The sequence below is a fragment of the Streptomyces sp. sk2.1 genome (assembly GCF_008120935.1).
Classification (GTDB): Bacteria; Actinomycetota; Actinomycetes; order Streptomycetales; family Streptomycetaceae; genus Streptomyces.
The window spans coordinates 1126031-1152441 of record NZ_RDBO01000077.1; the positions used below are offsets into that span (position 1 = coordinate 1126031).

Here is a 26411-nt window from a genome sequence, read left to right on the forward strand (position 1 = left end):
GTTTAACCTTCAACGAGATCGACTGTAGCGGTATCTAGTTCAAAGTTCAACATCTGAGGGTGGGTGGTTCCGAAGGTGGCGCGTCCGGGCGGTCGCGGGGTGCGTGTCCGGGGCGGCCGCGGGCGCGTGCCCCGGTGGTCGCGGGCCGTGGGGCGGGGTGGTCGTGAGCCGTGTGCCCCGGCGGTCGCGAATCGCGCACCCGTGCGGCCGTGAACGGCGCCGGAACGGCGGATCAACTCCCGTCCGATCCCTGCTCCCCTCTGGCGGACGCGCGTAGAGCTCGGGCAGTATCTGCATGTCTTTGTTTGTCATGAGCAGGAGGAGTCCCCCCATGGTGTCCCGTATGACACTGCGCCCCGCCCTGACTGCCCTCGCCCTCGTCCTCGGCGTGCTCTTCGCCCCGGGCGTCGGCGTTCTCGGCAGCGGCGCCACCCAGGCCCACGCCGTCACCAAACTCACCCACTCCCAGGCCACCGCCCGGTTCAGTTCCTCCGGGATCACCTGGTCCTCGTCCGGCGGCTGCTCCAACCGCAACGTCGCGACCTGCACCTCGTTCGACCAGCTCAACCTGGCCACCGCCCAGGGCGCCCAGACCCTCAAGAGCGCCACGGGCTGCGCGCTGAACATCACCGGCGGCACCGAGACCGGGCACGCCAGTGGCACGTACTCGCACTGGAACGGCTACAAGCTCGACTTCGCCAAGTCGAGCTGCCTCACGAACTACGTCCACAACACCTTCACCTACATCGGGGTGCGCGGCGACGGCGCTCCCCAGTACAAGGCGGGCTCCGGCAACATCTACGCCGACGAGGGCAACCACTGGGACGTGACGTACTACAACTGCGGCGGCTGCTGACCTCCGCCCACGTGTGCACAGGTGCCCCCGTTCCGCCGGAACGGGGGCACTCGCACGTGGTCGTGATCAGATCGGCAACGAGCCGAGGGCGAAGACTGCCCGGTTCGGGCAGTGTGCCGGGCGCCGCCCGCTGGCATGATCCCTTGCCGCCGGACAGCATGCGGCGGTACGGATCAGGCGCACCGTCAACTCCCGTGCTACCGCCCGGTGCACGAGGCGTCCGGCCGTTCCCGAACCGAGGTAGGTACCCACGTGAGACTGACCCGCGCGGCGCTGACCGTGGCCGCAGGCGCCCTGGCCCCGGCCCTGCTGCTCTCCACCCCGTCCTCCGCCGCGCAGCCGGCCCCTTCCCCGGTCGCCACGACGACGGCCCCGGACGCGGGCTTGGACGGGGAATCCCCCTACGACTCGATGTCGGAGGAGGAACTCCGCGTCGAGATCGCCCGCATCCTGGCCGACCCCGAGAGCGGCAAGGGCGTGCTCCGGGAGGCCCGGGAGGCCATGGACGGCACGATCGACGACATGCGGTACTTCCTGAAGACCGGCCTGGCGATCGCCCAGGAGGAGGACGACCGCTTCGCGATCGCGCGGATTCTGGCGGACCCGAACATCGGGAAGGCGGTGTACCGGGAGGCGCAGAAGGCCATGGACGGCACGGCCGAGGACGTGCGGTACTTCCTGGAGACCGGCCTGGCGATCGCTCAGGAGGAGGACGACCGCTTCGCGATCGCGCAGATTCTGGCGGACCCGAACATTGGGAAGGCGGTGTACCGGGAGGCGCAGAAGGCCATGGACGGCACGGCCGAGGACGTGCGGTACTTCCTGGAGACCGGACTCCGGCTCGCCCGGGCGGAGGACGACCGGGTGGCGATCGCGCGCATCCTGGCCGACCCCAACATCAGCGACGCCCTGCGCGCGGCGGCCGAGAAGGCCATCGACGGCACCCCGGAGGAGCTGCGCCACTTCCTGGAGGTCGGGCAGTACGAGGCGGACGGCCGGACCCCGCCGACCTCGGGCTGATTCCGCCCGCCGCCCGTGCGCCCGAGCCGCCGCAGCAGCGGCACGGACGCACGGGCCCGCGGGCCGGCACCATCCGGACCCGGCCCGCGGGCCGGGTCCCCCGTGCCGCCCGCGGTGCCGTTTCCGCTACTGGCCCACCCTGCCGTCGATGCACTCGCGCAACAGGTCGGCGTGCCCGCAGTGGCGGGCGTACTCCTCCACCCGGTGCACCATCAGCTCCCGGACCGAGGTCCGGTCCTTCCCCAGGCGCTCGCCCAGATCCGGGTGCCCGGCCAGCGCGGCGTCGGTCGCGGCCTGCTCGCGCTCCAGATCCGCGTACGCGGCGTCCACCACGGCCTGGTCGGCGACGGCCTCGTCGAAGTCCGCGTCGCGCCTGCCGTACAGCTTCGGCAGCGGATCGCCGTCACTGATCCAGTTGCGCCAGTCCCGCTCCACCTCGGCCAGGTGCCGGACCAGGCCGAGCAGCGACATCGTCGACGGCGGAACCGACCGCCGGGCCAACTGCTCCGGGTCCAGGCCCTCGCACTTCATCCGCAGGGTCAGCCGATACCCCGACAGGAAGTCGTCCAGCGTGGCGAGTTCGCCTTCCGGACTCGCCCCTTCGTTCTCACGGGGATCGTCATCGGGGTCGGCCCACATGTCGGGGTAGACGGTCGCCTGGGTCCATCGCGCGGGTTGATCGTTCATGCGTGCCATGTTCGTCCGCGGGGCCCGCACACGCCAGCCATTTGTACGCGAACGGCGTGGGCACGGAACGGCGTGGGGGCGACTCCCGCGACGGCCGACGGTTCCAACGCCCGTGCGAGGGTGGGCCCATGCGGTCGAGGGCGCCCTTCGAGGAAGAACCGCGGGCCGAACTCGAAGAGCTGGGACGGCTCGCCAAGTCCCTCCGGCAACGCGTGCCCACCCGACGGCCCGGGCTCCGTACCCTGCCTCCGCGACGGCGGTAGGTGGAGAAGTCGGTATGGGGCGGGCTGGAGGGAATGAGGTGACGAGGAATGCGCAGAGATGATCTGGTGCAACTGGTCGTCGAGATCATGGAAGCGCGCGGAACCGAGGAAGAGATCGACAGGGCGCTGGATCGCCTGCGTGCACAGGTACCTGATCCCAACGTGTCCGACCTCATCTACTGGTCCGATCCGCCGCTTTCGCCGGAGCAGGTGGTTGAAGCCGCTCTTGCGTATCGCCCGATCTCGCTCTAGCCCAAAATCCTGCGGGTATGCGGAAATGGCGATGTGGGAATGGGTGGAAAGCGATGGGAAACAGGGTTGAGGCGTACTTCCACGAGAGGCACGCGGACGAACCGTTGGTAGTTCGAACCTCTGAAGACGTTGATGTGCTGATCGATGCTCTCGCCACGGGGCCTGAGTTCGAAAACTTGGCCGTTCTGCATAGTTCGGAGCGTGAGATTCTGCCGTCAGGGTTTCCGGATCATGAGTTCATGGTCGGTGTGGACGGGGAGCGTCAGGTAGGAGTTCTGAGCTTCGTGGACGAGAAGAACTATGTCTCGCTCGGTTCCTCGGGGAGTGGACGAGGGGAAGTCGCCTACTTTGTGGTGGAGAACCCGACAGAGTTTCCTGCCACTGCGGAGATCCCCCTTGCTCTGGTGCGTCAGGCCGTGAAGGAGTTCCTTTCTTCCGGAGGGCGGCGTCCGACGTGTGTGCAATGGCAGGAGCCGGAGATCTGGTGATCGGTTGTGTCGGTCCGTGTCCGGTGGGGTGGATGAGGGTGTGGCTCGATGGTGTGGGGACGTAGGGTTCCTGGCCGTGACCGTGTTGCGTGGTGTTTCCGTCTTTCTTCGTCCGACTGTTCGTGAGGACGTTCCTGCCCTGGCCGCCACCCGGGCCACCTCTGCCCGGAGCCCGGAGTCCGGTTTCCGAGACCGCTGACTGCGCCACTGATGGCCGTACCGCCATCAACCGTGACGGCACTCCTTATGAATTCCGGGTGGCCCTACCGGATGGTTCCGGCGCATGTGAGGGTCCTTCCCCGGGGCGACCATGAAGAAGATCATTTCGCGAAGCTCATCCATGATGAATTCATCGCGGCCGGGGAATACTTTGTGCTCCTTGAGGAAGAGGACGCAGGGGTGTTCATGTCCTCGAATTTTGCGGACAGCTTGTAGGACTCGGGGTCCGCGCCAGTGTGTCTCGGTGCGGGCCGGGGCCGGTGGCTCGGTCCGTGTCTTTCGGGCCATCGCGAAAGACACGGACCGAGGCTCGGCGCCGTCGGGGCTACCGGGGCCGCAGGGCGTGGAGATCCGGCAGATGGCGTTCGCCGACGTGGGGCAGGGCGGTCTTCCGCCCTTGGGTATCGCACAGACGCACGCGCTGCCCCGGTGGGGACGAGTCCGTCGCCACGACGATGTCCTGGATGCCGAGCCGGGCCCACTTCCGCACCCCGGGTGGCCTACTTGGCGGCCCAGTGGCCCAAGTTGTTCAGGTTTCCCTCCGCCGCCCGGCGCGGTGCGTCCGGCGATCCCAGCAGACCGTACGGCAGATACCCGGACCGGACACCGAGCTCCCACCCATGGACCTGGACGGCGAGGCAGGCCAGGGCGAGGGTGCCGAGGGGGAGGAGGGACCGGGGAACGGGATCACCGGCATCGGCCTCGACGCTCTCCCGGTACGCGACCAGCCGGGCGACGAGGGCATCCTCGAAGGCGTGCTGGTCGTCGTCGAGGAGTACACGGAGCAGCCGCTGGTCCGCGCTCAGCGCGTCGCCGACCTCGTCGAGCCGCCGGGCGGCCTCCGCGCGCTCCCCTGCGTCCGGCTTGCGCAGCGGAACCGTCGGCCAGTCGCGGGGCAGATGCCCGGCCGCCTCGGTGAGATAGGGGCACAGGGCGTCCATGGCGGCGAGGTCGGCGGGGTCGGAGACGGAGGTGTACCGGTTGTAGGGCACGCCGTCACGGATGGCGGGCGCGTAGTCGCCGCGCAGCAGCAGCCCGGTGACCCGCTCCCAGTCCCACACATGCCCGCTGACGACGCATACCTCGAACATGTCGAGCCAGGTCCGCGCGGTGGGCGCCTCCTCGACGACGTCCCGGAAGGTGATGGGCCCGTCCCCGAACTCGTCGTCGTCCGGGTCCGTACTGATCCGCTCCCCGACGAGAGGGAACCGGAGCTCCTGGTCCCCGCTCGGGAAGCACATGATGCTCAGCACTCCGTGCACACACTCCGCGGCGGTGACGGCGACCGTGCCGGCCGCGGCGTCGAGCCCCGGCTCCGTCACCGTTCGCGCGGCGACATGGTCGAGCAGTTCGTCCGCCATGGCCCGGATCAGCGCCGGCGAGATGCTGCCGTACCGCAGCGAGTGCCAGCGACTGTAGGCCCGCCCGCCGATGTCGTCGAGCGCCTCGGCCAACCGCTGCTCGCCGACCTGATGGCATGCCACATTCCGCACGTACCCCGCCCCTTCATGAACTCCACGACTGGACGAAGCACGCTATCAACGGGCACTGACAGAACACCTATTGATCAGAAACGCATTGGGTTCACTCGTCGAGGATGTAGCGGAGGTGCGGGCCGCCGAAGTATCCGCGCACGATGTGGGGCCGGCGTTGTCGGTGGTGGAAGAACCTGCGGGTTTCGGTGGCGGGTTCGGCCTGGTTCCTGGCCCGGTGGGTGTGGGGCAGGCTGCGTTTGAGGTCGGCGTTGACGAGCTCGTCGGGGTTCGGCTCGGGTGAGTACGACGGCAGGAAGTGCAACTCGATCTGGTCCTTGTGGTCGGCGAGCCAGGTCCGGACGGTCTTCGAGCGGTGGGCCGGGTGCCGGTCGACGATCAGGTGGACCTTGTGGTCGAAGTGACCGGCGAGCCGGTCCAGGAAGCGGCACATGGCCTTCGCGTCGAACGACTCGGTGAAGACCATGAAGTGCATCCGGCCCTTCGTGCTGATCGCGGACATCGCGTTCACGGAGAACCGGTTCCCGGTGCGACGGATGACCGGAGTACTTCCCCTGGCGCCCCAGGTGCGGCCGGTGACCTGGTCCGAGCGGATCCCGACCTGGTCGGCGAAGAGGACTTCATCCCTCTCTGCTTTCGCTCCGGCCCGGATTGCCGGCCAGGTCTCCTCGTGTCAGACGCGGACCGCTTCCGGATCCTGCTCGACGGCCCGCTTGTCCGGACGCCGGAACGTCAGTCCCCAGCGTTTGAGGTACTTGCCCACCCCGGGCTCGGTGAAGCGGACCCGGTACACCTTGAAGATCAGCTCGCCTATCAGGGCCCGTGTCCACAGTTGACCGGAAAGTCCCAGGCAGGACGGGGTGTGATCGAGGACGGCCTGCCGGACGGCGGCCTGCTCGGCCTCGGACAGGACCTGATGCTCGCCCACCCGGCGACCCCGCGGACGGGACAGCAGCGCGTCCCGGCCACCGGTCTGCCGCCTCGTCCACCAGTTGTCCACGGCCCTGACCGACACCTTGAGCAGAGCCGCGACCTCAGTCCGCTCCCGCCCCTCCACCAACGCGGACACTGCCAGCAACCGCACAGCCTCCTGCACGTCCGGCGACCATGTCCGCGCATCCCTCACCAGATCACTGACGCACCGTCAATGAGCATGAAACCAAAGCGTTTCGGATCAATGGAAGCGGCGCGAACCCGGCCTTGGTTCTCTCGGGCCACCCGGCCGATGGCAGGAGCCGGGGATCTGGTGATCGGTTGTGTCGGCCCGTGTCCGGTGAGGTAAATGGGGGTGTGGCTCGATGGTGTGGAGACGTAGGGTTCTTGGCCATGACCGTGCTGCGTGGTGCTTCCGTCTTCCTTCGGCCCACTGTTCGCGAGGACGTTCCCGCCCTGGCCGCCATCCGGGCCACTCCCGAAGTGCGGGCGCGGTGGAGGGGTGGGGAGGATCTTGAGGCGGAGATCTCGGCCGATCTCGAAGACTCCGGCAGTCACCATCTGACCATCGAGCACCGGCAGCGGATCGTCGGCATGATCCAGTGGCACGCCGAGGAAGAGCCCGACTACCGGCACGCCGGCATCGACCTCTTCCTCGATCCTGCCGTGCACGGCAGGGGGCTGGGCACCGACGCCGTGCGGACGGTGGCCCGTCATCTGGTCGACGACCACGGCTATCACCGGCTGGTCATCGACCCGGCGGCCGACAACGCGGTGGCGATCCGCTGTTACGCCAAGGTCGGCTTCCGGCCGGTGGGCATCATGCGGCAGTACGAGCGCGGCGCCGACGGCACCTGGCGCGACGGCCTCCTGATGGACCTCCTGGCCGCCGAACTGGTGCGCTGACCGAGCCTGACCGGCGGCCCGATCGCCCGCGCCCACCCTCACGGGGGCGCGGGCCGGGGCCGGTGGCTCAGGCGCCCACCGTCACCGTGAAGCGGCGGGGGTTGCCGTCGTTGGCGGCGCCGGAGACGTCGGGTTCGCCGTCGGGGCGGACGTCGTCGTAGGGGAAGGCGTAGCCGATCGGGGTGTTGGCGTGGACGACGCGGGACCAGTGGTTGGTGGTCGGGTCCCGGTAGTAGTCGGCGGTGGAGGTGCCGTTGGGCTGGTCGGGGTGGGTGAGCATCAGGGAGCGGTTGAAGCCGGAGGCCAGGCGGGCGAGTAGGGCCTTCTTGTCGTCCGGGTCGGCCGGGTTGTTGGCGAACGGGCCGTGGTTGCAGGTGAAGACGTCCTTGGAGGTGGGCTTGGTGAAGGTGTGGCCGCCCTCGAACGTCAGGACGTCCCCGTTCACCCGGCCGGTGCGGACGCCCCGGCCGCCCTGGAGGTCGATGCGCAGGTCGGTGGAGCGGTACTTCTCCCAGACCCGGTCGATGTAGGACGTGAACACGTCGCGGAACGGCATCTGGTCCGGGCGGTCGAAGAACGGCGCCATGAGGTTCTGCGGCGAGATCACGCGCAGTACGCTGCCGTCCGCACCGCGGATCACCAGCTTGTCCCACGGCTGCCCGTCGGCGGCGGCCCGGGCGACGAGGCCGTCCGCGATCCGCTGCACCGCGCCGTCCGGGAGCGGCGACACGGTGTGCGTCGCGTCGCCGGTCAGGGTCAGGCCGATCGGCAGCGCGGTGACCAGGTCGACGTAGCTGATGTTGGCGTACAGCTGCTGGGGGTTGAAGGTGAACTCGCAGAACGACCAGGTGCGGCCGTAGTTGGCGTCGGTCGGTGTCGCGAACGCCGGCTCCACCAGGGCGGGCCCGGGATTGAGGTGGAACGTGAGGGTGTCGTCGCGTACGAAGTAGACGCGGGCGCCGTACATCTGGGGGAGCGTCAGCACCACCGGCGCGCCGCCCGCCGCGTTCAGCGGGATGGCGCAGTCGACCGGCAGCGGGGTCTGCGGCGCGGCGGGGGAGTCGGGGCGGTAGACGCTGCCGTCGGCCCGCAGCAGGACCCAGCGGTCGGTGCCCTGCTCGTGACCGGTGACGTAGGCGTTGACCCTGCCCGGCAACGAGCGGTTCTCCAGGGCGAGTTCGCACGTCGCGGGCGCGGCGGACGCGCTCGGACCCAGGACGCTTCCCCAGACGGGGTAGGTGAGGGCGGTCGCGGTGGCGGCGGCGCCGGTCAGGAAAAGCCTGCGTGAGATCACGGGGACTCCTGCGGTGTGGGGGGATGTCCTCCACTTTCGCGAGGGCCGATCCTGTCGTCAAGGCTTATGCCTGAGAGCGCTCTCAAATATCTCGATCCTTCACAACTCGCAGTCATGGAGCGGATGGTGGAGATCGGTTCCGAACCCGTCCCGGGCCCGCGCGCATCCGGAAGCGACCGTCAGATGCCGGGTCGTTGGGGGAGGGGCGGCCGGGGGCCGATGGCGAAGGGGTCACCTCATGGCTTCCAGCCCCGCGATGAGCATGGTCAGGACGGATTCGAACAGGACGTCCGGGGGCTCGGAGGCGGATTCGGCTGCGACGCGACGCAGATGCGGGAGTTCCCCGGCCGCCGGGTCCGGTGGCACGCCGGTCCACGCGGCCGGGTCGGAACCGGACGGCGGCCGGTCGTGCCAGGCGTCCCAGACCTCTGCGAACCCGGAGACCTGGAGGACGGTGATCGACCAGGCCCGGTAAGCGTTCTGCGGGGAGAACCCGAGGTCGAGGAAGAACCCCACGAGGGCGTCGTCGGGCCGCAGCAGGTCGGCGGAGGCGAACGGGGTCAGGTCCTCGGCGCGGGCGAGCGCCAACATCCCCGGGTGCGCGCGGTACCAGGCGCGCAGATCCCGGCAATGGGTCCGCAGGCTTTCCTGCCAGCGGTCGGTGTCCAGCCGGGGCTGCGGCCGGTCGCCCTGACAAACGGCAACGATCTCCCCGAGCAGGTCGCGTCGGTCGGCCACGTAGTTGTAGAGGGCCCGTGGCGATACGCCGAGGCGCGTGCCGACGGCGCGCATCGTCAGTTCCGCCGGCCCCGCCTCGCCCAAGATCTCCAGGGCGGCCCGAGCGATCCTCTCCCTGGTCAGAGTGGGTCGGCCCTTGCGGAACTCCGGGCGCCTCCGGACCCCGGCCGCATGCTCGCCCGGAGGTGTCGTGAGTGTCTCGGCGTCGTCTGCTTCTGCCACGGCGGCATCCTAACGAGCCTTGAACTTCACAGGGTGTTGACTTTAGAGGTGACGGAAGGTTAGGTCGCCCTTACCAGGATTCGGGAATGCTCCGGGAGGTTGGCATGCGGTGGTCGGCAGTCCTTGGGTACGGCCTGAGCCACGGGCTGGCGCTGAGCGTGCTGTTCACCGCGGCGGTGTTCGCCGGAGCCGCCATGAGCAGGGACTTCCTGCTGAACGACTACCCACCCGCGATCCGACGCCGGTACGGCAGACCCAAGAGCGCCCGCGGCCGCCGGGTGGCGTTGTTCTTCGGCGTGTTCGTCTGGGCCGTCTGCGGCCTCCCCCTGATGATCGGGGCGATGATCGGCCTCGACGGCGCACTGCGCGAGGGCCTGGACTTCTTGTCCGCAGCCGTCTGTGCGGCCCTCGTCCTCGCCACACTGACGGTCTGGGACCTTGTCGTCCTCGACTGGATCATCTTCGCCGGACTTCGCCCGCGCCTGCTGGTTCTTCCCGGCACCGAGGGCATGGCCGAGTACCGCGATCTCCGGTTCCACCTCGGCGCCGCCCTCAAGGGCAGCCCACTGATCATCGTCGTGGGGCTGCTCACCGGAGGCATCGCCGCCCTGATCGCCTGAAAGCAGGAGCAGAGGGGTCCTGTTCCCTTCCTGAGCACGCGCCCGGGAAGCGCGAAGCCCCGCCGGGGCCGGCCCGAGGGCGGCGGGGCGGGGGTGGTTCCGGGGCTCTCGGACCGTGGCGTCCAGGAAGGCGGTCCAGGCGGCGGGGGAACGGTGAGGACGGGGCCGTCGGTCACCTTGGATTCGCGGATGTGGACGGCGGCGGGGTGGGCGGCCACCTCCACGCAGTCACCGCCCCGGCTGCCGCTGTGGCTCGACTTGCGCCAGTCGTAGGCGACTTCGAGGCAGGCGCCGCCCCGGTCGCTGCTGCAACCGGACTTGAACCGGGCGAGGGCGGCCGTGCGGGGGACCGGGCCTGCGCGCAGGTGGGGGACGTAAGCGGTTGAAGTGCCGGATATCCCCCCGGCGTGCTCGCGGCGTCAGATCCGGTCGGGGGGTGAGACGCAAGATCGGCGGGGTCTACCGGTTCCGGTCGCGGGTGGGGTACCCCTGGAGAGACGGCCCCGACCGGGCCGTTCCCCATGGACGCGAAGTGGAAGGACCTCTGTGATGGACAGCTGGTACGTGGACGACCGCTGCACCAACTGCGACGTCGCCCGGCAGTTCGCACCCGAGCTGATCGGCGAGGAGGACGGGACCTCGCGCATCCTGCGACAGCCGGAGGACGAGGCGGAGAACCGGCGCTTACACGCCGCCGTCTTCGCCTGTCACACCCGCTCGATCCGCCCCGCTTCGGGGCAGCCGGACCCGGCGCTCGACCCGTTCCCGATGGCACTGGACGACGGTGTGCTGGTGTGCGGGCACAACTCCACGCACACCGCCGGTGCCAACTCCTACCTGCTGCGACGGCCCTCCGGCACGGTCATGATGATCGACACCCCGCGCTGGAGCCCCGGACTCGCCGAGCGGTACGTGGCGGCGACCGGGCCCGTCACCGACGTACTGCTCACCCATCGCGACCACGCCGCGCACGGCCGCCGCTACGCCGACCACTTCGGCGCCCGGCTGTGGATCCACGAGGGCGACCTCGACGCGGCGCCGGACGCGGACCGGGTGATCAAGGGGCTCGACCCGGTGGAGATCGGCGAGGGCGTCATCGCCCAGCCGTTGCCCGGCCACACCCGGGGCAGCGTGCTCTACCTCGCGGACGACCGGTACTGCTTCACCGGCGACAGTTTCTACTGGTCGCGCACGACCGAGGACCTCGAAGTCGCGGAGAGCGTGACCTGGTACTCCATCGAGGAACTCGCCGCCTCACTGGCGAGGACGGCGGGGAAGCTGCGGTTCGAGTGGGTACTGCCCGGCCACGGCGACCGGCGGCGCCTGGACGCCGACGAGATGTCCCGGCGGCTGCAGGCGCTGGCGGAACGCACGGGGCTGCTGGAGCCCCGGCCGATCGACTTCACGGCCCTCCGCTGGTGAGGACGCGCCCCGGCGCGCTTCGGCGGGACGCGTGCTCGGCAGCGCCTGCCCCGGCCCGCGCCCGGCCCACAGCGCTTGCCCCGCAGCGCCTTCCCCGTCGTGTCCGTTGTGTTCCGGGGCGTCCGGCCGGCCGGCGGCGCCCCTCGACGGTGAGGGGCGCGTTCCGATGCGTCACGCGGCGGGACCGGGCGCGGAGGGCCGCTTGGCGGTGTCCCGCGAAGCGATGGCCTCCGCCACCTCTTCGAGCGCGGTGCGCAGGGAGGCGCCGTATGCGTCCTGCGGGAGGCCGGGGGCGTGCTCCTCGGCTGCGTCGATGTGCTCGCGGGCCGCGTCGAAGGACCCGAGCCGGCGGTAGTTGTCGGCCAGGTTGAGATGGAGGGAGGGGTAGAACCCGGCGATGTGGAGGCCTGCGTGGTGCTCCTGGACACGCTGCTCGGTCACGGCGTCGGCGGCGTCCAGGGCCCGGACGTCCCAGGCGAGGGCCCGGGCGGGATCTTCGTAGAGGTCCGCCAGGTAGTGGGCGAGCGAGCAACGGTGCAGCGGGTCCCCGGTGACGCCGATCACCGACCACAGGTCCAGGAGCTTGTGGCGGGCGGAGAGGACGTCGCCCGTCCGGCCTTCGACGACGGCTCGGCCGATGGCTTCCATGGTCGGATCGGGGTCGGCGGATGCAGTGGGCATGAAGTGTTCCTCGTCGTTGTCGTCGTTGCTGTTGTTCGTCGGTCGTCGTTCTCAGGCCGAGTGGTCGAACCCGATGGGCATGGCCAGAGTGGTGAGATCGCCGCGGTCGGCGGAGCGGATCGTGACGGGCCGGTCGTGTCCCCTCAGATCGAGCATCACGTCGGGTCCGATCGCCGTGCTCACGGCGGGATAGAGCGTGGTCACCCCGAACCGGATCCGGAGGTCCTCGCCCGTCACGGTGGCGGGGAGCGGGATTCCGGGGTGCTCGTCGTCCGGGGGCCGGACGCCCACGCCGTGCTCGGTGACGTGCAGTGCGACGTGCTCGCCGGGGTGTTCCTCCAGGGCCCGCAACAGCAGGTCCTTCGGGACCGTCGCGCGGGTGGTGACCTCGTCCAGGGAAGCGAGCATCAGCCGGTGGTCGGGGAACTCCTCGGGCAGGATCCGGCAGTGCCGGTCCTCGCGCCCGGACATGCGCAGCCGGATCCCGTGCGGCACCGCTTCGACGCGGACCAGCGCACTGCGCCGGACATCGGCGACCGCGGCCCGGAGGTCGCCGCCGTCGACCGTGCCGGCCCAGGTCCGCTCCGCCGGCCGGGCCGGCACCAGGGTCCGGGTGGAGAGCCGGTACCGGTCGGTCGCCGTCAGGGCGATCGCCTCATCGTTCGCCTCGACGTGCAGACCGGCGAGCACCGCCATCCCCGGCTCGTGCGCGGTCGCGGTCAGGACCTGCTCGACCGCATCCGCCAGCACGGGCCCCTTCAGCGCGGCGATCAACAGACCGGGCACGTCGCCGCCGAGCGCGGCCCTGATGACCGCAGCCTTCCGCCGCGCCGCCGCCGCATCCCCCTCGATCCTGGCGAGGTGCTCGTCGAGCAGCCGAGCCGCCTCCTCGGCCCCGGCGCCGAGGACCGCCTCGACCGCGGCCAGCGGCATGGCGATCTCACGGAGCCGACGCAGTGTGGTGGCCCGCGCCAGCTGGTCGGCGCCGTAGTGGCGGTAGCCCGTGACCGGGTCCACTTCGGCGGGGGGCAGGAGCCCGGAGTCGGCGTAGAAACGCAACGCGCTGGAGGTCAGGCCACTGCGCTGCGCGAAGACCCCGATGGGCATCAGTTCGGAATTCGGCACCTCGCCATCATTGGGCTTCAACCAACTCGAAGGTCAACACCGACGTGGGGCGTCAACGAGGTCATCGACGCCATCGGCGTCATGGCCGGAAACGACCGGGCGTCCACAGCCGGAGCTTCTCCGGGTTGCGGACCACCCAGATCCGGGTGGCCCGGCCGTCGAGGGAGTCGAACGCGGCCACGGTCGCGGTGACGCCCCCGTGCTGGGCGACCAGGCCGGGCGCACCGGCCACCGAACACTCCAGGAGCCGCAGCCCCGGCGCCCTGTCGGCGATCGCGATCATGTACTGGGCGATGCGCGCACCGCCCTCGACCGGGCGCAGCACGGTGCCGACCAGGCCGCCGCCGTCGGCGGTCATCACGGCGTCGGGGTCGAGGAGGCCGACGAGGGCCGTGATGTCCTTGGCCTCCCATGCCTCCTTGACGTGCCGCACCACCTCGGCCCGCCCCGTCGTCGAGGTCGCGGGGGCGCGCTCGGCACGCATCCGCCGCCGGGCCGAACTCGCCAGCTCCCGGCAGGCCCCGGGGGTGCGGCCGACGATCCCGGCGATCTCGGGGAAGGAGTAGCGGAACACGTCGTGCAGCACGAAGGCGACCCGCTCGGCGGGCGTCATCGACTCCAGCACGACGAGGAAGGCCATGGACACCGACTCGTCCAGGGCGATCCGGTCGGCGGGGTCGGCGGTGTCGGTGCCGCGCCCGCCGACGGCCCACTCCCCGTGGTCGGGCAGCGGCTCGGGCAGCCACGCGCCGACATAGCGTTCGCGCCGGGCCCGCGCGGAGCCGAGCACGTCCAGGCAGATGCGCCCGGTCACCGTCGTCAGCCAGGCGCCGGGGGACGCGACGTCGGCGCGTTTGCCCCGCGGCTGCGCGTACCAACGGGCGTACGCCTCCTGCACGGCGTCCTCGGCCTCGGCCACCGAACCGAGCAACCGGTAGGCGATGCCGATCAGTTGGCGCCGCTCGCCGGCGACATCCACCGAGCCTTGCCCGCCCGCGACATCCACCGAGCCTTGCCCGCCCGTGGCCTCCGCCGTGCCCCGTTCGCCCGCGGCCCCCGCCGTGCCCCGCTCGGGTACACCCCTGTTCATGACCGCTCCCCCTCCGGCCCGTCGCGCTCCCGCCTTGCACTTCGCGGGCCTGCGTCGTCGGACCGGTGAGACCTTATCGATCCACCGAGGGGACGGCATCATGACGACGCGGACGACAGGCACGACGGGCACGACACGGACGACGGGCACGACGGAAATGACGGACACGGCACGGCGCACCGCCGTGTTCCTGCGGACATCGGTCGTTCTCCAGACCCTGACCCTCTTCCTCCAGGCGGTCAGCGCCGGTGTGCTGCTGTCGTCGTCGCACAGCGGCCTCCTGCACGACGTCGGCGCGCGCGTGATGTACGGGGCGTCGATGCTGTACCTGCTCGCGGCGGTACTGGCCTGGCGGCCGGGCGGCGGTTCGCCCCGCCCCATCGGGTACGCGGCCGGCTTCCTCGTCCTCGCCTCGGCGCAGGTCGTGCTCGGCATCGCGCACGTCCCGTCGGTCCATGTCCCGCTGGGCGTCCTGATGTTCGGCCTGAGCGCGCTGGTGCTGGCCCGCCGGGACACGGGGGCGGCACGCGGCTAGCCATCGGTTCCGCCGATCGTCCGTGCCGGACGGAGGACTGTCCGTACGCTGGAAGGGCACCTCGCGGGGAGGGGACGAATCCGGTGAACGGCGAAGAACAGTGCTGGAGTTGCGGAGAGCCGGCGCGACCCCCCGCCGCGCTGGACGTCAGGCTGCGCCGTGAGGAAGGGGGCGGCGTCTACCTGATCACGTACCGGAAGGCCAGGATCCGTGTCCCGCTCTGCGCCCGGTGCAGGAAGGCATGGCGCCCCGCGCTCCGCGCCCGGGTGCTGCTGATATGGAGCCTGGTCCTCGGGGCCACCCTGGTGCCGACCGCGTTCGTCATGGGCTGGCTGATGACCTCGGACCACGATCCCGGCACCGTGTTCCCGATCGCCTCCGGCATCGGGGGCGCCATCGGGGTGCTTGCCGTCGCGGTGGGCCTTCCGGCGTACCGTGCCAAGGACAGACACCCCGAGGGCCTGCGCCATCCGCACAGTCATCCCGACGTGGTGGCCCTCACCGACAGCGGCTTCGGCATCCTCAACTAGCGCTCACCGTCCGGCCGTGCGAACCGACAAGATCGCCGTCGCCTGCCGGGCCGTACTCCATTTTTCCGCAGTCCTCGTCCGGGCTCGGCGCTGAGCACGGCTCTGCGCAGTGGCAGGCATGGTGCTCAGTCGCTGAGAGCGAGCCGGACGCCGAAGGCAGCGATGACGGTCCCGGTGATCCGGTCGAGCAGGCGACGGGCCCGAGGTCTGCGCAACCAGCTGTGCAGCACTCGGGCAAAGCCGATGAGGACGGCCGACCACGCCAGACCGAGCAGCACGTGCACCGTGGTGAGCAGCAGCCCCGCGGCGAAGTGGCTTGCGCCGACGGGGATGAACTGGGGCAGGACGGCGACGTAGAAGGCGCCCATCTTCGGGTTGAGGAGGTTGGTGAGCGTCCCCTGCCGCCAGCCGCCGGTGACCGAGTCCTTCCCGGTGAGCAGGTCGGATTCGCCGACGCCGGTCAGGGGCAGGCCCCGGAAGGTGTCCCGCAGCATGCGGACACCCATCCAGACGAGATACGCGGCGCCGATCCAGCGCAACGTCGCGTAGGCGAGGTGCGAGGCCGTGAAGAGCGCGGTCACTCCCAGGGACGTGAGCGCACCCCACACGAGGGTGCCCGACTGGATTCCGAGGACGACGCCCCAGGCTCTCCTGCGCAGGCCGAGGGCAGAGGTGCGCAGGATCAGAGCGGTGTCGAGACCGGGAGTCAGAGTGAGAAGCCCTACAACCAGGGCGAAGGACCACAGCGAAGTGCTTGTTGCCATGGAAGGCCAGCGTACGACACCGGTTGTCCGACCTGCACACGTGCTCCTCCATGACCCACGCGTACGGGCTCGCTCCCGATTGCAGGAGACAGGTCCTGGCCATCGGTTCCGCGCGGCCGGGTCCGGCGGTTGCGGGGCGCGATGGAGACGGGCCCGGTGGTTTTACGGGGCGCGGTCAGGTCCGGCGGGCGCAGGACGCGAGGCGGTCGGCGAGCGCGGTGACGAGGTCGCGCAGTTCGGCGGGGCGCTCGATGACGAACGGCCGGTCGAGCGCGGCCAGTACCGGGGGCAGCCAGTCGAGCCGCTCCACCCGCAGTTCGACGCGCAGCCAGCGCTCGGCCGCCGGGTCCCGGTCCGTCGGGTCCTGTTCCGCCGGGTCCCGGTCCGTCGCGGGCCCCTGTTCCTCCAGGTGTGCGACGGCGGCGGGAAGGCGGGCACGGACCTGCTCGACCGTCCCGTGGATCCGCAAGGTCACCTCGTGCCGGTACTCGGCCGCGGCGAACCCCGACAGCACGCGCTGCGCCGGATCGGTACCCGCGGGCACCTCGAAGGAGCCGGGCAGGGTCCTCGCGTCCGCGATGCGGTCGAGCCGGAAGGTCCGGTCCTCGCCGATCCCGGCGTCCTCGCCCGTGACGTACCACCGGCCCGCGTGGGCGACGATCCCGTACGCGTGCAGCGTGCGTTCACTGCGCCGCCCGTCGCGGTCGGTGTAGCGGATCGAGACCGGCCGGTGGTGGCGCACCGCGTCGGCGACGGTGAGCAGGACCCCGCTGTCCGGGGTGTCGAAATCGTCGGGCCGGTCCGTGAAGGCGAGGGTGTCCAGGAGCGTGTCGAGTCGGCGGGCGACGTGCCGGGGCAGCACCCGCCGGATCTTCGCCGACGCCGTCTCGTTCGCCGTGCGCTCCGCCGTCGTCAGCCCCGCCCGGCGGCCGGCGACCAGGCCGAGCAGCACGGCCAGCGCCTCGTCGTCGCCGAGCATGAGCGGGGGCAGGCGGTACCCGGGGGAGAGCCGGTACCCGCCGTAGCGGCCGCGCACCGACTCCACGGGTACGTCCAGGTCGATCAGTTGGTTCACGTACCGCCGCACGGTGCGCCCCTCGACGCCGAGCCGGTCGGCGAGTTCGGCCACGGTCCGGGTGCCGCCCGACTGCAGCAGTTCCAGGAGTGTCAGCACGCGGCCGGTGGGTCGGGGCATGTGTGCAGCCTAATGCGGATACCGGACCGATTCTGTCCGGTATTCCTCCTAGCCTGCGGCGTGCACACTCCGGCACGACCAAGGGGATTTCCATGGACTTCGTCTCGATCCGCATCATCACCGGCGACGTGGCGCGCCTCGTCGAGTTCTACGAGCGGGCCACGAGGGTGCGGGCGACGTGGGCCACCGAGGACTTCGCCGAGCTCAGGACGGCGGGCGCCACCCTCGCGATCGCCGGTACCCGCACCGTCCCGCTGTTCGCCCCGGGCTCCGCCCGCCCGGCGGACAACCGCAGTGTGATCACCGAGTTCCTCGTCGACGACGTGGACCGCGTCCACCGGGACCTGGCCGGTTTCGTCACCGACTTCGTCGGCGGGCCCACCACGATGCCCTGGGGCAACCGGTCGCTGCTGTTCCGCGATCCCGACGGCAACCTCGTCAACTTCTTCACCCCCGTCACCCCGGCGGCCGTCGAGAAGTTCGCGCGCTGAGGCCGCGTACGACCGCGTACGACCGCGTACGACCGCGCACGGCTGCGCCCGGCCGCTCGCGCGGGAGCCCTGGCCCTTTTTCAGGGCCCCGGCCCCCGCGCGTGCGGCGTCAGGCCACCGCGCCGGCGACTCCGGTGCGGCCGTCGGGGACGCCGGTGATCGTGACGATGACCTGCTCGCGCACGGCCTCGCCGAGTACGCCGGCCACCGCGTCGGTGGTCGCGGCGACCAGGCGGGCGGGGGCGTCCGGGACCTCGGGCAGGTGGTACGCGGCCTCGCGCATGCTGAGGGTGACGAGGGGCGCGTCGATGTCGGCCGGCTTGCCGCCGATGCCCCGGCGGTGCTGCGGGATGCCGATCAGGTCCACCCCGACGAGGCGGCGGAACCCCTCGCCGTAGACGGTGCCGACCGCGTCGGCCAGGGCGGCGATCAGCTTCGGTTCCACCGTTCCGTCGAGGGCTTCTTCGCGGATGTGCACATTGAAGTGGGGCATGGAGCGACTCCGTTCGGGTCGGTGGGTACGCTGAAGAGCAGTTCGCTTTGCGAACAAAGAGAAATATCTTTGAGGGCAAAGGTAACTGGGGAGGGGTGTGCGATGTCAAGGTCCGGGGAGCGCGACGCTTCGGAGGGCTGCGGGAACGAGGCCGACGGCGCCGCGGAGGGCCGCGGGAACGGGAGCGAGGTCGACGACGCCGTCAGGGACCTGCTGCTGCTCATGCCCCGGATGGTGGGCCGGGTCAAGAAGATCCCCGTGCCCGAGGCGCTGCGGTCCTTCGCGCTGGCGCCGCGCCACCTCTCGCTGCTCTCCTATCTGCTCTTCGACGGGCCGATGACCGTGAACGAACTGGCGGCCCGGCTCCAGGTCGCGCCGACGACGGTGAGCCTGCTGGTCGGCGACCTGAACCGGAAGGGAATCCTGGAGCGGCGCGCGGACGAGGCGGACCGGCGCCGCCGCATCATCGGCATCGCACCCGACCAGGAGCCCGCGATCACCGCCTGGCTGGCCCCGGGAGCGGCCGCCTGGCGCAAGGCGCTGACCCCCCTGACGCCGGATCAGCGGCAGCTGTTCGTCGACACGTTGCTCGCGTACGAGGCCGCGGTCGGCGACGTGGAACAGGACTGAGCCGGGCCGGTCGCGTGCGCGCACCGCCCACTTGGACTTACGCGACAGGGTTGTTGGACTGGAGCGCCCCGAGTCGTAGCAGGTCGTTGACGGTGTCCGGTCACGGGGACTACTCAGAGCACATGTCGCCAAGATTCACTTCGGCGGGCGCCGTCGCCGCCGCATCAGCCGCCGTGCTGGCGCTGGTGGGGACCGCGCTCCCCGCCACCGCCGCAGCTCCCCCGTCCGCAACAGCCGGGCCGGCCGTGCCCGCGGGCGCCACCGTCATCGGCTCCGCGCAGCTCTCGGTGGCCGTCGCCGACGACTTCCCGCGCGTCCTGGCGTACACCGACAGGGCCAGCGGCAACCGGCTGTTCGGCAGTACGCAGCCGGTCACCGCCGTGACCCTGAACGGCACCGCGCACCCGGTGAAGCTCAAGGGCACCCCCGTGCTCACCGCCTCGTCCGCCCGCTACACGCTGACCTTCGCCGACCTGCCCGGGGTCGAGATCGACGCCTCGCTCTCCGTCTCCGGACGCGCCACCACGTTCGAGGTGACCGCCGTGCGCGACACCGAGGCGTTCCGCGTGGGCACCATCGACATCCCCGGCCACGACCTGGTCTCCGTCGGCTCCACGGAACCCGGCGCCGCCACCGCCTTCACCCGGCTGGACAACGACTCGACGAAGACCGCCGACGTCTTCGGCAGGGTCACCGCGGACACCGCCGCCGACAAGGCGCCGGTCGGTGCCTCGTACGCGATCGTCAACACGGGTGCGCTCGCCGCGGCCGTCGAGTCCAACTCCTCGTACGACAAGCCGTCCGGCGCCACCGGCGGCGACGACGCCCGGTTCTGGCACCAGGCCCGCACCGCGGACGACGGCGGCGTCCGGGTCGGCGTCTGGTCCGGCCAGTGGACCTACCGGGGCGACGGCGCGCCGAAGCCGGAGAGCGGCGACGCCCTGCCCTGGGCGAAGGTCGTCGTCACCCCCGACGCCAACGGCGACAAGGCCGTGGACTGGCAGGACGGCGCCGTCGCGTTCCGCTCCATCGGGATCGAGGCGCCCGGCGGCAAGGACACCCCGGACCGGGTCGTCACCCACATCCCGTTCAACTTCGCCAGCCAGGCCACCCACCCCTTCCTGCGCACCCTCGACGACGTCAAGCGGATCTCGCTCGCCACCGACGGCCTCGGACAGCTCGCCGTCCTCAAGGGCTACGCCTCCGAGGGCCACGACTCCGCCCACCCCGACTACGGCGGCAACTACAACGAGCGGGCCGGCGGGCTGAAGGACCTCAACAAGCTCCTGAAGGACGGGAAGAAGTGGGGCGCCACCTTCGGCGTCCACGTCAACGCCACCGAGGCGTACGCGGAGGCCGACGCCTTCGACGAGAAGCTCGTCGACAGGACGAAGCCCGGCTGGAACTGGCTCGGCCAGAGCTACTACATCGACCAGCGCCGCGACATCAACAGCGGCGACCTGGCCGAGCGCTTCCAGCGGTTGCGCGACGAGACCGACCGCAACCTGAGCCTCCTCTACATCGACGTCTACTACACCCACGGCTGGATCGCCGACAAGACCCTCCGGGCCGTGGGGAAGCAGGGCTGGAACGTCGCCACCGAATGGGCCGACAAGTTCGAGCGCGCCTCGCTCTGGTCGCACTGGGCCAACGACCTCGACTACGGCGGCGCCACCAACAAGGGCCTCAACTCGAAGATCATCCGGTTCATCCGCAACGGCGAGAAGGACGTCTGGAACAACGACCCGGTCCTCGGCCAGAGCGCCATCGAGGAGTTCGAGGGCTGGACCGGCGAGACCGACTGGAACGCCTTCCACGACAACATCTGGCAGCGCAACCTGCCCGCCAAGTACCTCCAGCAGCAGAGGATCACCCGCTGGGACGGCAATGACGTCACCCTCACCGGCGGCGTCCGGGGCACCGTCGAGGACGGCAGGCGGACCTTCTACGACCACGGCCGCAAGGTCCTCAGCGGCACCGACTACCTGCTGCCCTGGGACGGCGGCAAGAAGTTGTACCACTACAGCAAGTCCGGTGGTACGAGCAGCTGGGAGGTGCCGTCGAACGGCACGTACACCGTCTACCGGCTCACCGACAACGGGCGGGTCAGGACCGGTACGGTCGAGCCGGTCGACGGGAGGATCACGCTGACCGCCGAGGCGGGACAGCCGTACGTCCTGTACCCGCGGCAGGCGCCGAAGGCCGCCGACCCCCGGTGGGGCGAGGGCACCCCGGTCGACGACCCCGGCTTCAACGACGCCGACCTGAGCGACTGGTCGAGGACCGGAACCGTCACCCGCGACACCGACGACCAGGGCCGCAACAGCGCCGAACTCTCCGGCGGGGCCCCGGCCGCGCTCGCCCAGCGCATCGACGGCCTCACCCCGGGCAAGCGCTACACCGCCTCCGCGCTCATCGAGGTCCAGCCCGGGAAGACCCGGCACACGACCCTCTCGATCGGCGGGAAGTCCGTCGCCGTGGACCGCTCCACCGTCAAGGACCAGGTCGCCGCCTCCGACTGGCACGGCACCTACTTCCAGCGCGCCAAGGTCAACTTCACCGTCCCCGCGAACGGCCGCGCCACCCTGCGCGTCGAAGCGGCCGGGGACAGCACGGCCAAGGTCCGGGCCGACGACGTACGGATCGTCGCCAACGCCCCGAGCACCAGGGCGAACACCGTCGTCCACGAGGACTTCGAGGACGTCGACCAGGGCTGGGGCCCCTTCCTCAAGGGGAACGCGGGCGGCTCCACCGATCCCCGCACCGTCATCACCCGGCTGCACGCCCCGTACACCCAGGCCGGCTGGAACGGAAAGCTCGTCGACGACGTGATCGGCGGCAAGGAGTCCCTCAAGTCCCACGAGGAGAACTCCGGCCTCGTCTACCGCACCGCCCCCTGGACCGTGCCGATGACCGACGGCCACCGCTACCAGGTCGAGTACGACTACCAGTCCAGCCACGCCGGTGCCTACGAATGGGTCGACGGCTACGACCGGATCACCGCGGACGGCAGGCCCGGTTCCGTCGAGACCCGGGCCACGCCCGTCGGACAGCAGCGCACCACCGGCCACTTCACCGAGACCGTCACCGCGGGCTGCGGCGACACCTGGACCGGGCTGCGCAAGCGCGGCGACGCCCCCGAGGGCGCCGACTTCGTCCTCGACTCCTTCACCGTGACCGACCTCGGCCCGGCCCCGGCCTCCGAGCAGGCCGCCTGCGGCACGCTCGGCATCGACCCGGGCGCCGAGACCCTGGAACCGGGCACGGCCAACACCGTCAGGGCCACGTTCACCAACCACGAGGCGAAGGCGGCCACCGGCGTCGCCCTGACCCTGACCGTCCCCGAGGGCTGGACGGCCGAACCGTCGGGCGCCGTCTCCTTCGACTCCGTCGCGTCGGGCGCCGAGGCCACCGCCACCTGGCGGGTCACCCCGCCGGTGGACGCCGAGTACCGGACGTACGACCTGGGCTCCGAGGCGAAGTACGCGGTCGGCGACGCCCGGCGCACGCTCGGCGCGCAGACCTCCGTACGGACCCTGCCCCCGCCGCCCACCACCGACAGCTGGGCCGGAGACCTGGACTGGACGGCCTCCGAGAACGGCTGGGGCCCCGTCGAACGCAACCTCTCCAACGGCGAGACCGGCACCGGCGACGGCACCCCGCTGACCATCGGCGGCACCGTCTACACCAAGGGCCTGGGCACCCACGCCCCGGCGAAGGTCCGCTACTACCTGGGCGGGAAGTGCACCTCGTTCACCGCCCGGGTCGGCGTGGACGACGTGCAGAAGAGCGCCGGCAGCGTGCAGTTCTCCGTCCTGGCCGACGGCACCGAGAAGGTGAAGTCGCCGGTGCTGAGGGCGGCCGACAGCGCCTGGTCGCTCACGGCCGACGTCACCGGGGCCAAGTACGTCGACCTGGTCGTCGGCGACGGCGGCGACGGCAACGGCAACGACCACGCGGACTGGGGCGACGCCCGCTTCCGGTGCGGCAACTGATCCACCATGATGCGGGACGGGCGCCCACCGGGTGCGCCCGTCCCGCGTCGCGCATGCAAGGCCACCCCACCTCCCGACGGCCGCCCCCGACGACATGGAGCCGCACATGCCGAACCAGCCCGGCTGGTCCCGCCGCACCCTGCTGACCCTCTCCGCCGCCACCGCCCTGGCGGTCGCCCTCCCCGGCTCCGCCACGGCCGCCGGACCCGCGACGGACACCGCCCCGGACGCCGACGAGTTCGACACCCTCCGCCGCCGCTGGACCGACATCGCGCTCGGCACCGGCTACGACCCGGGCGCCGAACCCTTCGCCTCCCGCCTGGCCGGGACGGGCACGCTCGCCCGCGGCTTCCGGTCGACGATGAGCCCGGCCGCGGAATCGCTGTGGCCCGGCCTCGCGTTCGACCCGCCGTCCGGCATCACCCGGAGCTACGGCCGACTGTGGACGATGACCCAGGCGTACGCGCAGCCCGGCACCGGCTCGACCGGCGACGCCGCCCTCCTCGCGGACGTCCTGCGCGGCTGGGACCACCTGGCCGCCACCGCCTATCACGCCTCCGTCACGCCGTACGGCAACTGGTGGGAGTGGCAGATCGGCAGCCCGCGCATCCTCATGGACATCGCGGCCGTGCTGTACGAACAGCTGGGCACGGCCCGGATCGAGGCCGCCTGCGCGGCCGTCGACCACTTCATCCCCGACACGGTCCTGCGCGACTACAGCGGCACCTCCACCGGAGCCAACCGCGTCGACCTGTGCCGCTCCGTCGCAGTGCGCGGGGTCCTCGGCCGGTCACCCGCCAAGACCGCCCTCGCCAGGGACGCCCTGTCCCCGGTCTTCCCCCACGTCACCCAGGGGGACGGCCTGTACGCGGACGGGTCGTTCGTCCAGCACACCACCGTCGCCTACTCCGGCACCTACGGCCAGGTCATGCTCGACGGCCTCGGCCGGCTCTTCGCCCTGCTCGCCGGATCGACCTGGGCCGTCACCGACCCGAACCGGCAGATCATCCTGGACAGCGTCGAACGCGCCTACGCACCGCTGATCCACAACGGCCTGGTCATGGACAGCGTCAACGGCCGGGCCATCAGCCGCGGCCTGCTGAGGAGCGACGACCTCCAGGTGATGCGCAGCGACCACTTCCACGGCCAGGGCATCATCGCCGGAATCGCCCTCCTCGCCGCGGGCGCCTCACCGGCCGAACGCGACCGGTGGCACGGCATGATCAAGGGCTGGATCGCCCGGGACCGGACCAGCCCCGTCCTCACCGCCCGCCAGTTCCCCGTCGCGGACCTGGCCCGGCTGCACGCCGTGCAGGCCACCGCCGTCCCGGCCGCGCCGGAACGGGTGGGCCACCACCTCTTCGCCCAGATGGCCCGCGCCGTCCACCGCCGCCCGGACTGGGCCGCCGGCATCTCCATGGCCTCCTCGCGGATCTCGTACTACGAATGCGGCAACGGCGAGAACCCGCGCGGCTGGCACACCGGCGCCGGAATGCTCTACTGGTGGCCGGGCGCGGCGCACAACGACCAGTACACCGACTGGTTCTGGCCCACCGTCGACCCCTACCGGCTGCCCGGCACGACCGTGTCGACCAAGCGGCTCGCCGACCGGGCCGGCGGCGAATGGGGCGCGGCCAGACCCGCGGCGAACTGGGTCGGCGGCGCCACCGACGGCGAGTACGGCGCGGTCGGCCAGCACCTCAAGGGCCTCGGCTCCACCCTGGACGCCCGCACGTCGTGGTTCTGCGCCGCCGACACCGTCATCTGCCTCGGCGCCGGCATCACCGCCACCGACGGGGTGCCCGTCGAGACGATCGTCGACAACCGCATGCTCGGCGAGAACGGCACCGAGATGCTCACCGTCGACAGCCGCCCCCGGCCCCGCTGGGCCCACCTGGAGGGCCACGGCGGCTGGGTCCTGCCCGGCGGGGCGGACCTGCGCACCCTGCGCGAGGACCGCACCGGCGCCTGGTCCGACATCAACACCACCAGCTCCACCGAGCGCCGCACCCGCCGCTACCAGACCCTCTGGCTCGACCACGGCACCGACCCGGACGCCGCCGACCACGTCTACCTGCTGATGCCCGGCGCCTCCCGCCGCGCCGTCACCGAGCGCGCCGCCGACGAAGGATGGCTGACCGTGCTCGCCAACACCGCCACCGCCCAGGCGGTCGCGGTGCGCGCACTGGGACTGACCGCCGCCAACTTCTGGCGCGCGGGCACCGCGGGACCGCTCTCGGCCACGGCCCCGGCGAGCGTGCTCGTACGGCAGCGGCGCGGCACGACGACGCTGTGCGTGAGCGGACCGGACCGCAGTGGCACCCCGGTGGAGGTGGTGTGGGACCGTCCGGTGCGCGAGGTCGTGTCCGCGGACCCGGGCATCGAGGTGCGCGCCACCGGCCGGAGCCTGGTCCTCCGGGTCGACCCGGGCACCGCGGGCGTCACCCTCCGGTGTGACGTCCGGTAGCCAATGGGTGACCGGAGTGTGTCGAAGGGCTGGGAGCGGCACCCGTCGCGCGCGTATTCTCGTGCGTCATGGGGGAGTTGAGAGCGGACTGGCGGCTGCGGCTGAGACGCGGCGCCGCGGACGGGCCCGTCTGCGGCGCCGGGGTGCTGCTCACCCAGGACCGGGCCCTCACCTGCGCGCACGTCGTGGGGGAGCCGGACACCCGGATGTGGGTGGAGTTCGCGGAGAACCCCGGCATCGCACCGGTCGGGGCACGCGTCGCCGAGGGCGGCTGGCTGCCCGGACTCGGCGCGACCCGCGAGGACATCGCGGTGCTCGCCCTGGACAGCCCGCGCCCGCACGCCACCCCCGCCTCCCTCGACCGGAGCCTGGAACGCGGCCGTGAGGTGTGGATAGGCGGATACGCGCGGGCCTTCGCCGACGGCATGTGGCTGACCGGGCGGATCGGCGGGGCGCACGGGGCGTGGATCCAGCTCGACGCCGGACGCAACGAACAGGTGGTGCGCCCCGGGTTCAGCGGGGCCGCCGTGCAGGTGCGCGGCGGCCCCGCCGGACCGCCCGAACGGGTGGTCGGCATGGTCGTCAGCTGGCGCGGCGACCGCGACCTGGCGCTGCCCGCCGACAACGACCTGGCGTTCTCGTACATGGTCCCGATCGACAAGATCGCCGAACTCGTGCCCCTGGTCGCCGAGCTGAGTGGTCCGGACGGCTGGGACCACGGGCTGGCGCGGCGGCTGCGGAGATGGTTCGCCGGGGGCGACGAGCCCGAGGTGCGGCTCAGCGTCGTCCCGCACGGCGGCGGGCGCGACCGCACCCTGCGCCACCAACTGCACCGCGCCCACCTCGTCTACCGGGGCGGGCGCACCACCCCCGAGGACTTCGTCGACGAGCTGGTGACCCGGATCCGTCCGCCCCGCCACCAGGCCGCGGCGTACCGCGACTGGCTCCTCACGGGCGGCACCCCGCCGGACCGACCGCCGGGGGCGGGACCCGGGGGAGCGG

The 26411-nt window shown here is 71.4% G+C and carries 26 protein-coding genes and 1 pseudogene; 14 read left to right on the forward strand and 13 right to left on the reverse strand.

Going from position 1 to position 26411, the window contains the following annotated elements; translation table 11 throughout:
* Positions 1–331 precede the first annotated feature (331 nt).
* Both EAO76_RS32230 and EAO76_RS32235 read left to right on the forward strand, forming a co-directional pair.
* On the forward strand, positions 332–856 hold the full coding sequence (locus EAO76_RS32230) for a hypothetical protein (protein WP_148839435.1): 525 nt from the start codon (positions 332–334) through the stop codon (positions 854–856).
* A gap of 252 nt (positions 857–1108) precedes the next feature.
* Positions 1109–1876, forward strand: coding sequence for an ALF repeat-containing protein (locus tag EAO76_RS32235; protein WP_148839437.1), 768 nt, complete (start codon positions 1109–1111; stop codon positions 1874–1876).
* Positions 1877–2002: 126 nt separating this feature from the next.
* Here EAO76_RS32235 and EAO76_RS32240 read toward each other — a convergent pair whose 3' ends face one another.
* Complete coding sequence (locus EAO76_RS32240) at positions 2003–2572, reverse strand: DinB family protein (RefSeq protein WP_148839439.1); 570 nt, start codon at positions 2570–2572, stop codon at positions 2003–2005.
* A 302-nt stretch (positions 2573–2874) separates the two neighbouring features.
* Between EAO76_RS32240 and EAO76_RS32245 the strand changes: the two genes are divergently transcribed.
* Together EAO76_RS32245 and EAO76_RS32250 are read left to right on the forward strand one after the other, a co-directional pair.
* Entirely contained in the window at positions 2875–3078 is a 204-nt protein-coding gene (locus tag EAO76_RS32245) for a bacteriocin immunity protein (RefSeq protein WP_148839441.1), read from the forward strand.
* 53 nt (positions 3079–3131) lie between these two features.
* Positions 3132–3566 (forward strand): Imm1 family immunity protein, encoded by a 435-nt coding sequence (locus EAO76_RS32250; RefSeq protein ID WP_187438857.1) that lies wholly within the window; start codon positions 3132–3134, stop codon positions 3564–3566.
* Between the two features lie 719 nt (positions 3567–4285).
* Here EAO76_RS32250 and EAO76_RS32255 read toward each other — a convergent pair.
* The 3 genes from EAO76_RS32255 to EAO76_RS47790 all read right to left on the reverse strand — a co-directional run bounded on the left by EAO76_RS32255 (position 4286) and on the right by EAO76_RS47790 (position 6347).
* Positions 4286–5278, reverse strand: a complete 993-nt coding sequence (locus EAO76_RS32255; protein WP_148839445.1) for an immunity 49 family protein — start codon at positions 5276–5278, stop codon at positions 4286–4288.
* A 91-nt stretch (positions 5279–5369) separates the two neighbouring features.
* Positions 5370–5930, reverse strand: coding sequence for an IS630 family transposase (locus tag EAO76_RS47785; protein WP_148839446.1), 561 nt, complete (start codon positions 5928–5930; stop codon positions 5370–5372).
* 21 nt (positions 5931–5951) lie between these two features.
* Positions 5952–6347 (reverse strand): winged helix-turn-helix domain-containing protein, encoded by a 396-nt coding sequence (locus tag EAO76_RS47790; protein WP_262376027.1) that lies wholly within the window; start codon positions 6345–6347, stop codon positions 5952–5954.
* A 257-nt stretch (positions 6348–6604) separates the two neighbouring features.
* Between EAO76_RS47790 and EAO76_RS32270 the strand changes: the two genes are divergently transcribed.
* Positions 6605–7117 carry a GNAT family N-acetyltransferase gene (locus tag EAO76_RS32270; RefSeq protein ID WP_148839450.1) on the forward strand — a complete coding sequence of 171 codons (513 nt, stop codon included), beginning with the start codon at positions 6605–6607 and terminating at the stop codon, positions 7115–7117.
* A gap of 67 nt (positions 7118–7184) precedes the next feature.
* On the opposite strand, the gene EAO76_RS32275 is transcribed toward EAO76_RS32270, so the two are convergent.
* Positions 7185–8411 (reverse strand): glycoside hydrolase family 64 protein, encoded by a 1227-nt coding sequence (locus tag EAO76_RS32275; RefSeq protein ID WP_148839452.1) that lies wholly within the window; start codon positions 8409–8411, stop codon positions 7185–7187.
* A 231-nt stretch (positions 8412–8642) separates the two neighbouring features.
* Positions 8643–9371, reverse strand: a complete 729-nt coding sequence (locus EAO76_RS32280; RefSeq protein ID WP_148839454.1) for a TetR/AcrR family transcriptional regulator — start codon at positions 9369–9371, stop codon at positions 8643–8645.
* A gap of 104 nt (positions 9372–9475) precedes the next feature.
* Here EAO76_RS32280 and EAO76_RS46800 point away from each other — a divergent pair, with 104 nt between their 5' ends.
* Positions 9476–9991, forward strand: coding sequence for a hypothetical protein (locus tag EAO76_RS46800; RefSeq protein WP_262375863.1), 516 nt, complete (start codon positions 9476–9478; stop codon positions 9989–9991).
* 111 nt (positions 9992–10102) lie between these two features.
* Here the strand turns inward: EAO76_RS46800 and EAO76_RS46805 are convergent.
* Positions 10103–10356 (reverse strand): annotated as a pseudogene (locus tag EAO76_RS46805) (DUF397 domain-containing protein); the annotation flags it as partial.
* A 184-nt stretch (positions 10357–10540) separates the two neighbouring features.
* On the opposite strand from EAO76_RS46805, the gene EAO76_RS32290 reads away from it, so the two are divergent.
* Positions 10541–11413 carry an MBL fold metallo-hydrolase gene (locus tag EAO76_RS32290; protein ID WP_148839456.1) on the forward strand — a complete coding sequence of 291 codons (873 nt, stop codon included), beginning with the start codon at positions 10541–10543 and terminating at the stop codon, positions 11411–11413.
* Between the two features lie 171 nt (positions 11414–11584).
* Here the strand turns inward: EAO76_RS32290 and EAO76_RS32295 are convergent, their stop codons facing one another.
* The 3 genes from EAO76_RS32295 to sigJ all read right to left on the reverse strand — a co-directional run bounded on the left by EAO76_RS32295 (position 11585) and on the right by sigJ (position 14309).
* On the reverse strand, positions 11585–12094 hold the full coding sequence (locus EAO76_RS32295) for a hypothetical protein (protein ID WP_148839458.1): 510 nt from the start codon (positions 12092–12094) through the stop codon (positions 11585–11587).
* 51 nt (positions 12095–12145) lie between these two features.
* Entirely contained in the window at positions 12146–13219 is a 1074-nt protein-coding gene (locus EAO76_RS32300; protein ID WP_148839460.1) for a MerR family transcriptional regulator, read from the reverse strand.
* 79 nt (positions 13220–13298) lie between these two features.
* Positions 13299–14309 carry an RNA polymerase sigma factor SigJ gene (gene sigJ / locus EAO76_RS32305; protein WP_148839462.1) on the reverse strand — a complete coding sequence of 337 codons (1011 nt, stop codon included), beginning with the start codon at positions 14307–14309 and terminating at the stop codon, positions 13299–13301.
* A 157-nt stretch (positions 14310–14466) separates the two neighbouring features.
* On the opposite strand from sigJ, the gene EAO76_RS32310 reads away from it, so the two are divergent.
* Both EAO76_RS32310 and EAO76_RS32315 read left to right on the forward strand, forming a co-directional pair.
* Positions 14467–14844 carry a hypothetical protein gene (locus tag EAO76_RS32310; protein WP_148840430.1) on the forward strand — a complete coding sequence of 126 codons (378 nt, stop codon included), beginning with the start codon at positions 14467–14469 and terminating at the stop codon, positions 14842–14844.
* A gap of 83 nt (positions 14845–14927) precedes the next feature.
* A complete protein-coding gene (locus tag EAO76_RS32315; protein ID WP_148839464.1) occupies positions 14928–15374 on the forward strand; it encodes a hypothetical protein in 447 nt (148 codons plus the stop codon).
* Positions 15375–15499: 125 nt separating this feature from the next.
* Here EAO76_RS32315 and EAO76_RS32320 read toward each other — a convergent pair whose 3' ends face one another.
* Positions 15500–16138 carry a LysE family translocator gene (locus EAO76_RS32320; protein ID WP_148839466.1) on the reverse strand — a complete coding sequence of 213 codons (639 nt, stop codon included), beginning with the start codon at positions 16136–16138 and terminating at the stop codon, positions 15500–15502.
* A gap of 175 nt (positions 16139–16313) precedes the next feature.
* On the reverse strand, positions 16314–17333 hold the full coding sequence (locus tag EAO76_RS32325; protein ID WP_148839467.1) for a YafY family protein: 1020 nt from the start codon (positions 17331–17333) through the stop codon (positions 16314–16316).
* Positions 17334–17425: 92 nt separating this feature from the next.
* On the opposite strand from EAO76_RS32325, the gene EAO76_RS32330 reads away from it, so the two are divergent.
* Positions 17426–17824: a VOC family protein gene (locus EAO76_RS32330; RefSeq protein WP_148839469.1), complete on the forward strand. Its 399-nt coding sequence runs from the start codon at positions 17426–17428 to the stop codon at positions 17822–17824.
* A 109-nt stretch (positions 17825–17933) separates the two neighbouring features.
* Here the strand turns inward: EAO76_RS32330 and EAO76_RS32335 are convergent, their stop codons facing one another.
* On the reverse strand, positions 17934–18317 hold the full coding sequence (locus EAO76_RS32335) for a hypothetical protein (RefSeq protein ID WP_148839471.1): 384 nt from the start codon (positions 18315–18317) through the stop codon (positions 17934–17936).
* Between the two features lie 222 nt (positions 18318–18539).
* Here EAO76_RS32335 and EAO76_RS32340 point away from each other — a divergent pair, with 222 nt between their 5' ends.
* The 4 genes from EAO76_RS32340 to EAO76_RS32355 all read left to right on the forward strand — a co-directional run.
* Positions 18540–18947 (forward strand): MarR family winged helix-turn-helix transcriptional regulator, encoded by a 408-nt coding sequence (locus EAO76_RS32340; protein WP_262376029.1) that lies wholly within the window; start codon positions 18540–18542, stop codon positions 18945–18947.
* Between the two features lie 122 nt (positions 18948–19069).
* Positions 19070–22942, forward strand: coding sequence for an endo-alpha-N-acetylgalactosaminidase family protein (locus tag EAO76_RS32345; protein ID WP_148839475.1), 3873 nt, complete (start codon positions 19070–19072; stop codon positions 22940–22942).
* 106 nt (positions 22943–23048) lie between these two features.
* The gene (locus EAO76_RS32350; RefSeq protein WP_148839477.1) at positions 23049–25409 is read left to right on the forward strand and encodes a polysaccharide lyase 8 family protein; all 2361 of its coding nucleotides are present in this window, start codon (positions 23049–23051) and stop codon (positions 25407–25409) included.
* Positions 25410–25477: 68 nt separating this feature from the next.
* Positions 25478–26411: serine protease (locus EAO76_RS32355; RefSeq protein ID WP_187438858.1), on the forward strand; the 934-nt coding region annotated here is incomplete at its 3' end.

Coding starts and splice junctions, on each gene's coding strand:
- EAO76_RS32290 (WP_148839456.1), top strand. CDS start 10,541: ATGGACAGCTGGTACGTGGACGACCGCTGCACCAACTGCGACGTCGCC.
- EAO76_RS32330 (WP_148839469.1), top strand. CDS start 17,426: ATGGACTTCGTCTCGATCCGCATCATCACCGGCGACGTGGCGCGCCTC.
- EAO76_RS32345 (WP_148839475.1), top strand. CDS start 19,070: ATGTCGCCAAGATTCACTTCGGCGGGCGCCGTCGCCGCCGCATCAGCC.
- EAO76_RS46800 (WP_262375863.1), top strand. CDS start 9,476: ATGCGGTGGTCGGCAGTCCTTGGGTACGGCCTGAGCCACGGGCTGGCG.
- EAO76_RS32245 (WP_148839441.1), top strand. CDS start 2,875: ATGCGCAGAGATGATCTGGTGCAACTGGTCGTCGAGATCATGGAAGCG.
- EAO76_RS32340 (WP_262376029.1), top strand. CDS start 18,540: ATGCCCCGGATGGTGGGCCGGGTCAAGAAGATCCCCGTGCCCGAGGCG.
- EAO76_RS32230 (WP_148839435.1), top strand. CDS start 332: ATGGTGTCCCGTATGACACTGCGCCCCGCCCTGACTGCCCTCGCCCTC.
- EAO76_RS32270 (WP_148839450.1), top strand. CDS start 6,605: ATGACCGTGCTGCGTGGTGCTTCCGTCTTCCTTCGGCCCACTGTTCGC.
- EAO76_RS32250 (WP_187438857.1), top strand. CDS start 3,132: ATGGGAAACAGGGTTGAGGCGTACTTCCACGAGAGGCACGCGGACGAA.
- EAO76_RS32335 (WP_148839471.1), bottom strand. CDS start 18,317: ATGCCCCACTTCAATGTGCACATCCGCGAAGAAGCCCTCGACGGAACG.
- EAO76_RS32320 (WP_148839466.1), bottom strand. CDS start 16,138: ATGGCAACAAGCACTTCGCTGTGGTCCTTCGCCCTGGTTGTAGGGCTT.
- EAO76_RS32310 (WP_148840430.1), top strand. CDS start 14,467: ATGACGGACACGGCACGGCGCACCGCCGTGTTCCTGCGGACATCGGTC.
- sigJ (WP_148839462.1), bottom strand. CDS start 14,309: ATGAACAGGGGTGTACCCGAGCGGGGCACGGCGGGGGCCGCGGGCGAA.
- EAO76_RS32350 (WP_148839477.1), top strand. CDS start 23,049: ATGCCGAACCAGCCCGGCTGGTCCCGCCGCACCCTGCTGACCCTCTCC.
- EAO76_RS32325 (WP_148839467.1), bottom strand. CDS start 17,333: ATGCCCCGACCCACCGGCCGCGTGCTGACACTCCTGGAACTGCTGCAG.
- EAO76_RS32295 (WP_148839458.1), bottom strand. CDS start 12,094: ATGCCCACTGCATCCGCCGACCCCGATCCGACCATGGAAGCCATCGGC.
- EAO76_RS32240 (WP_148839439.1), bottom strand. CDS start 2,572: ATGGCACGCATGAACGATCAACCCGCGCGATGGACCCAGGCGACCGTC.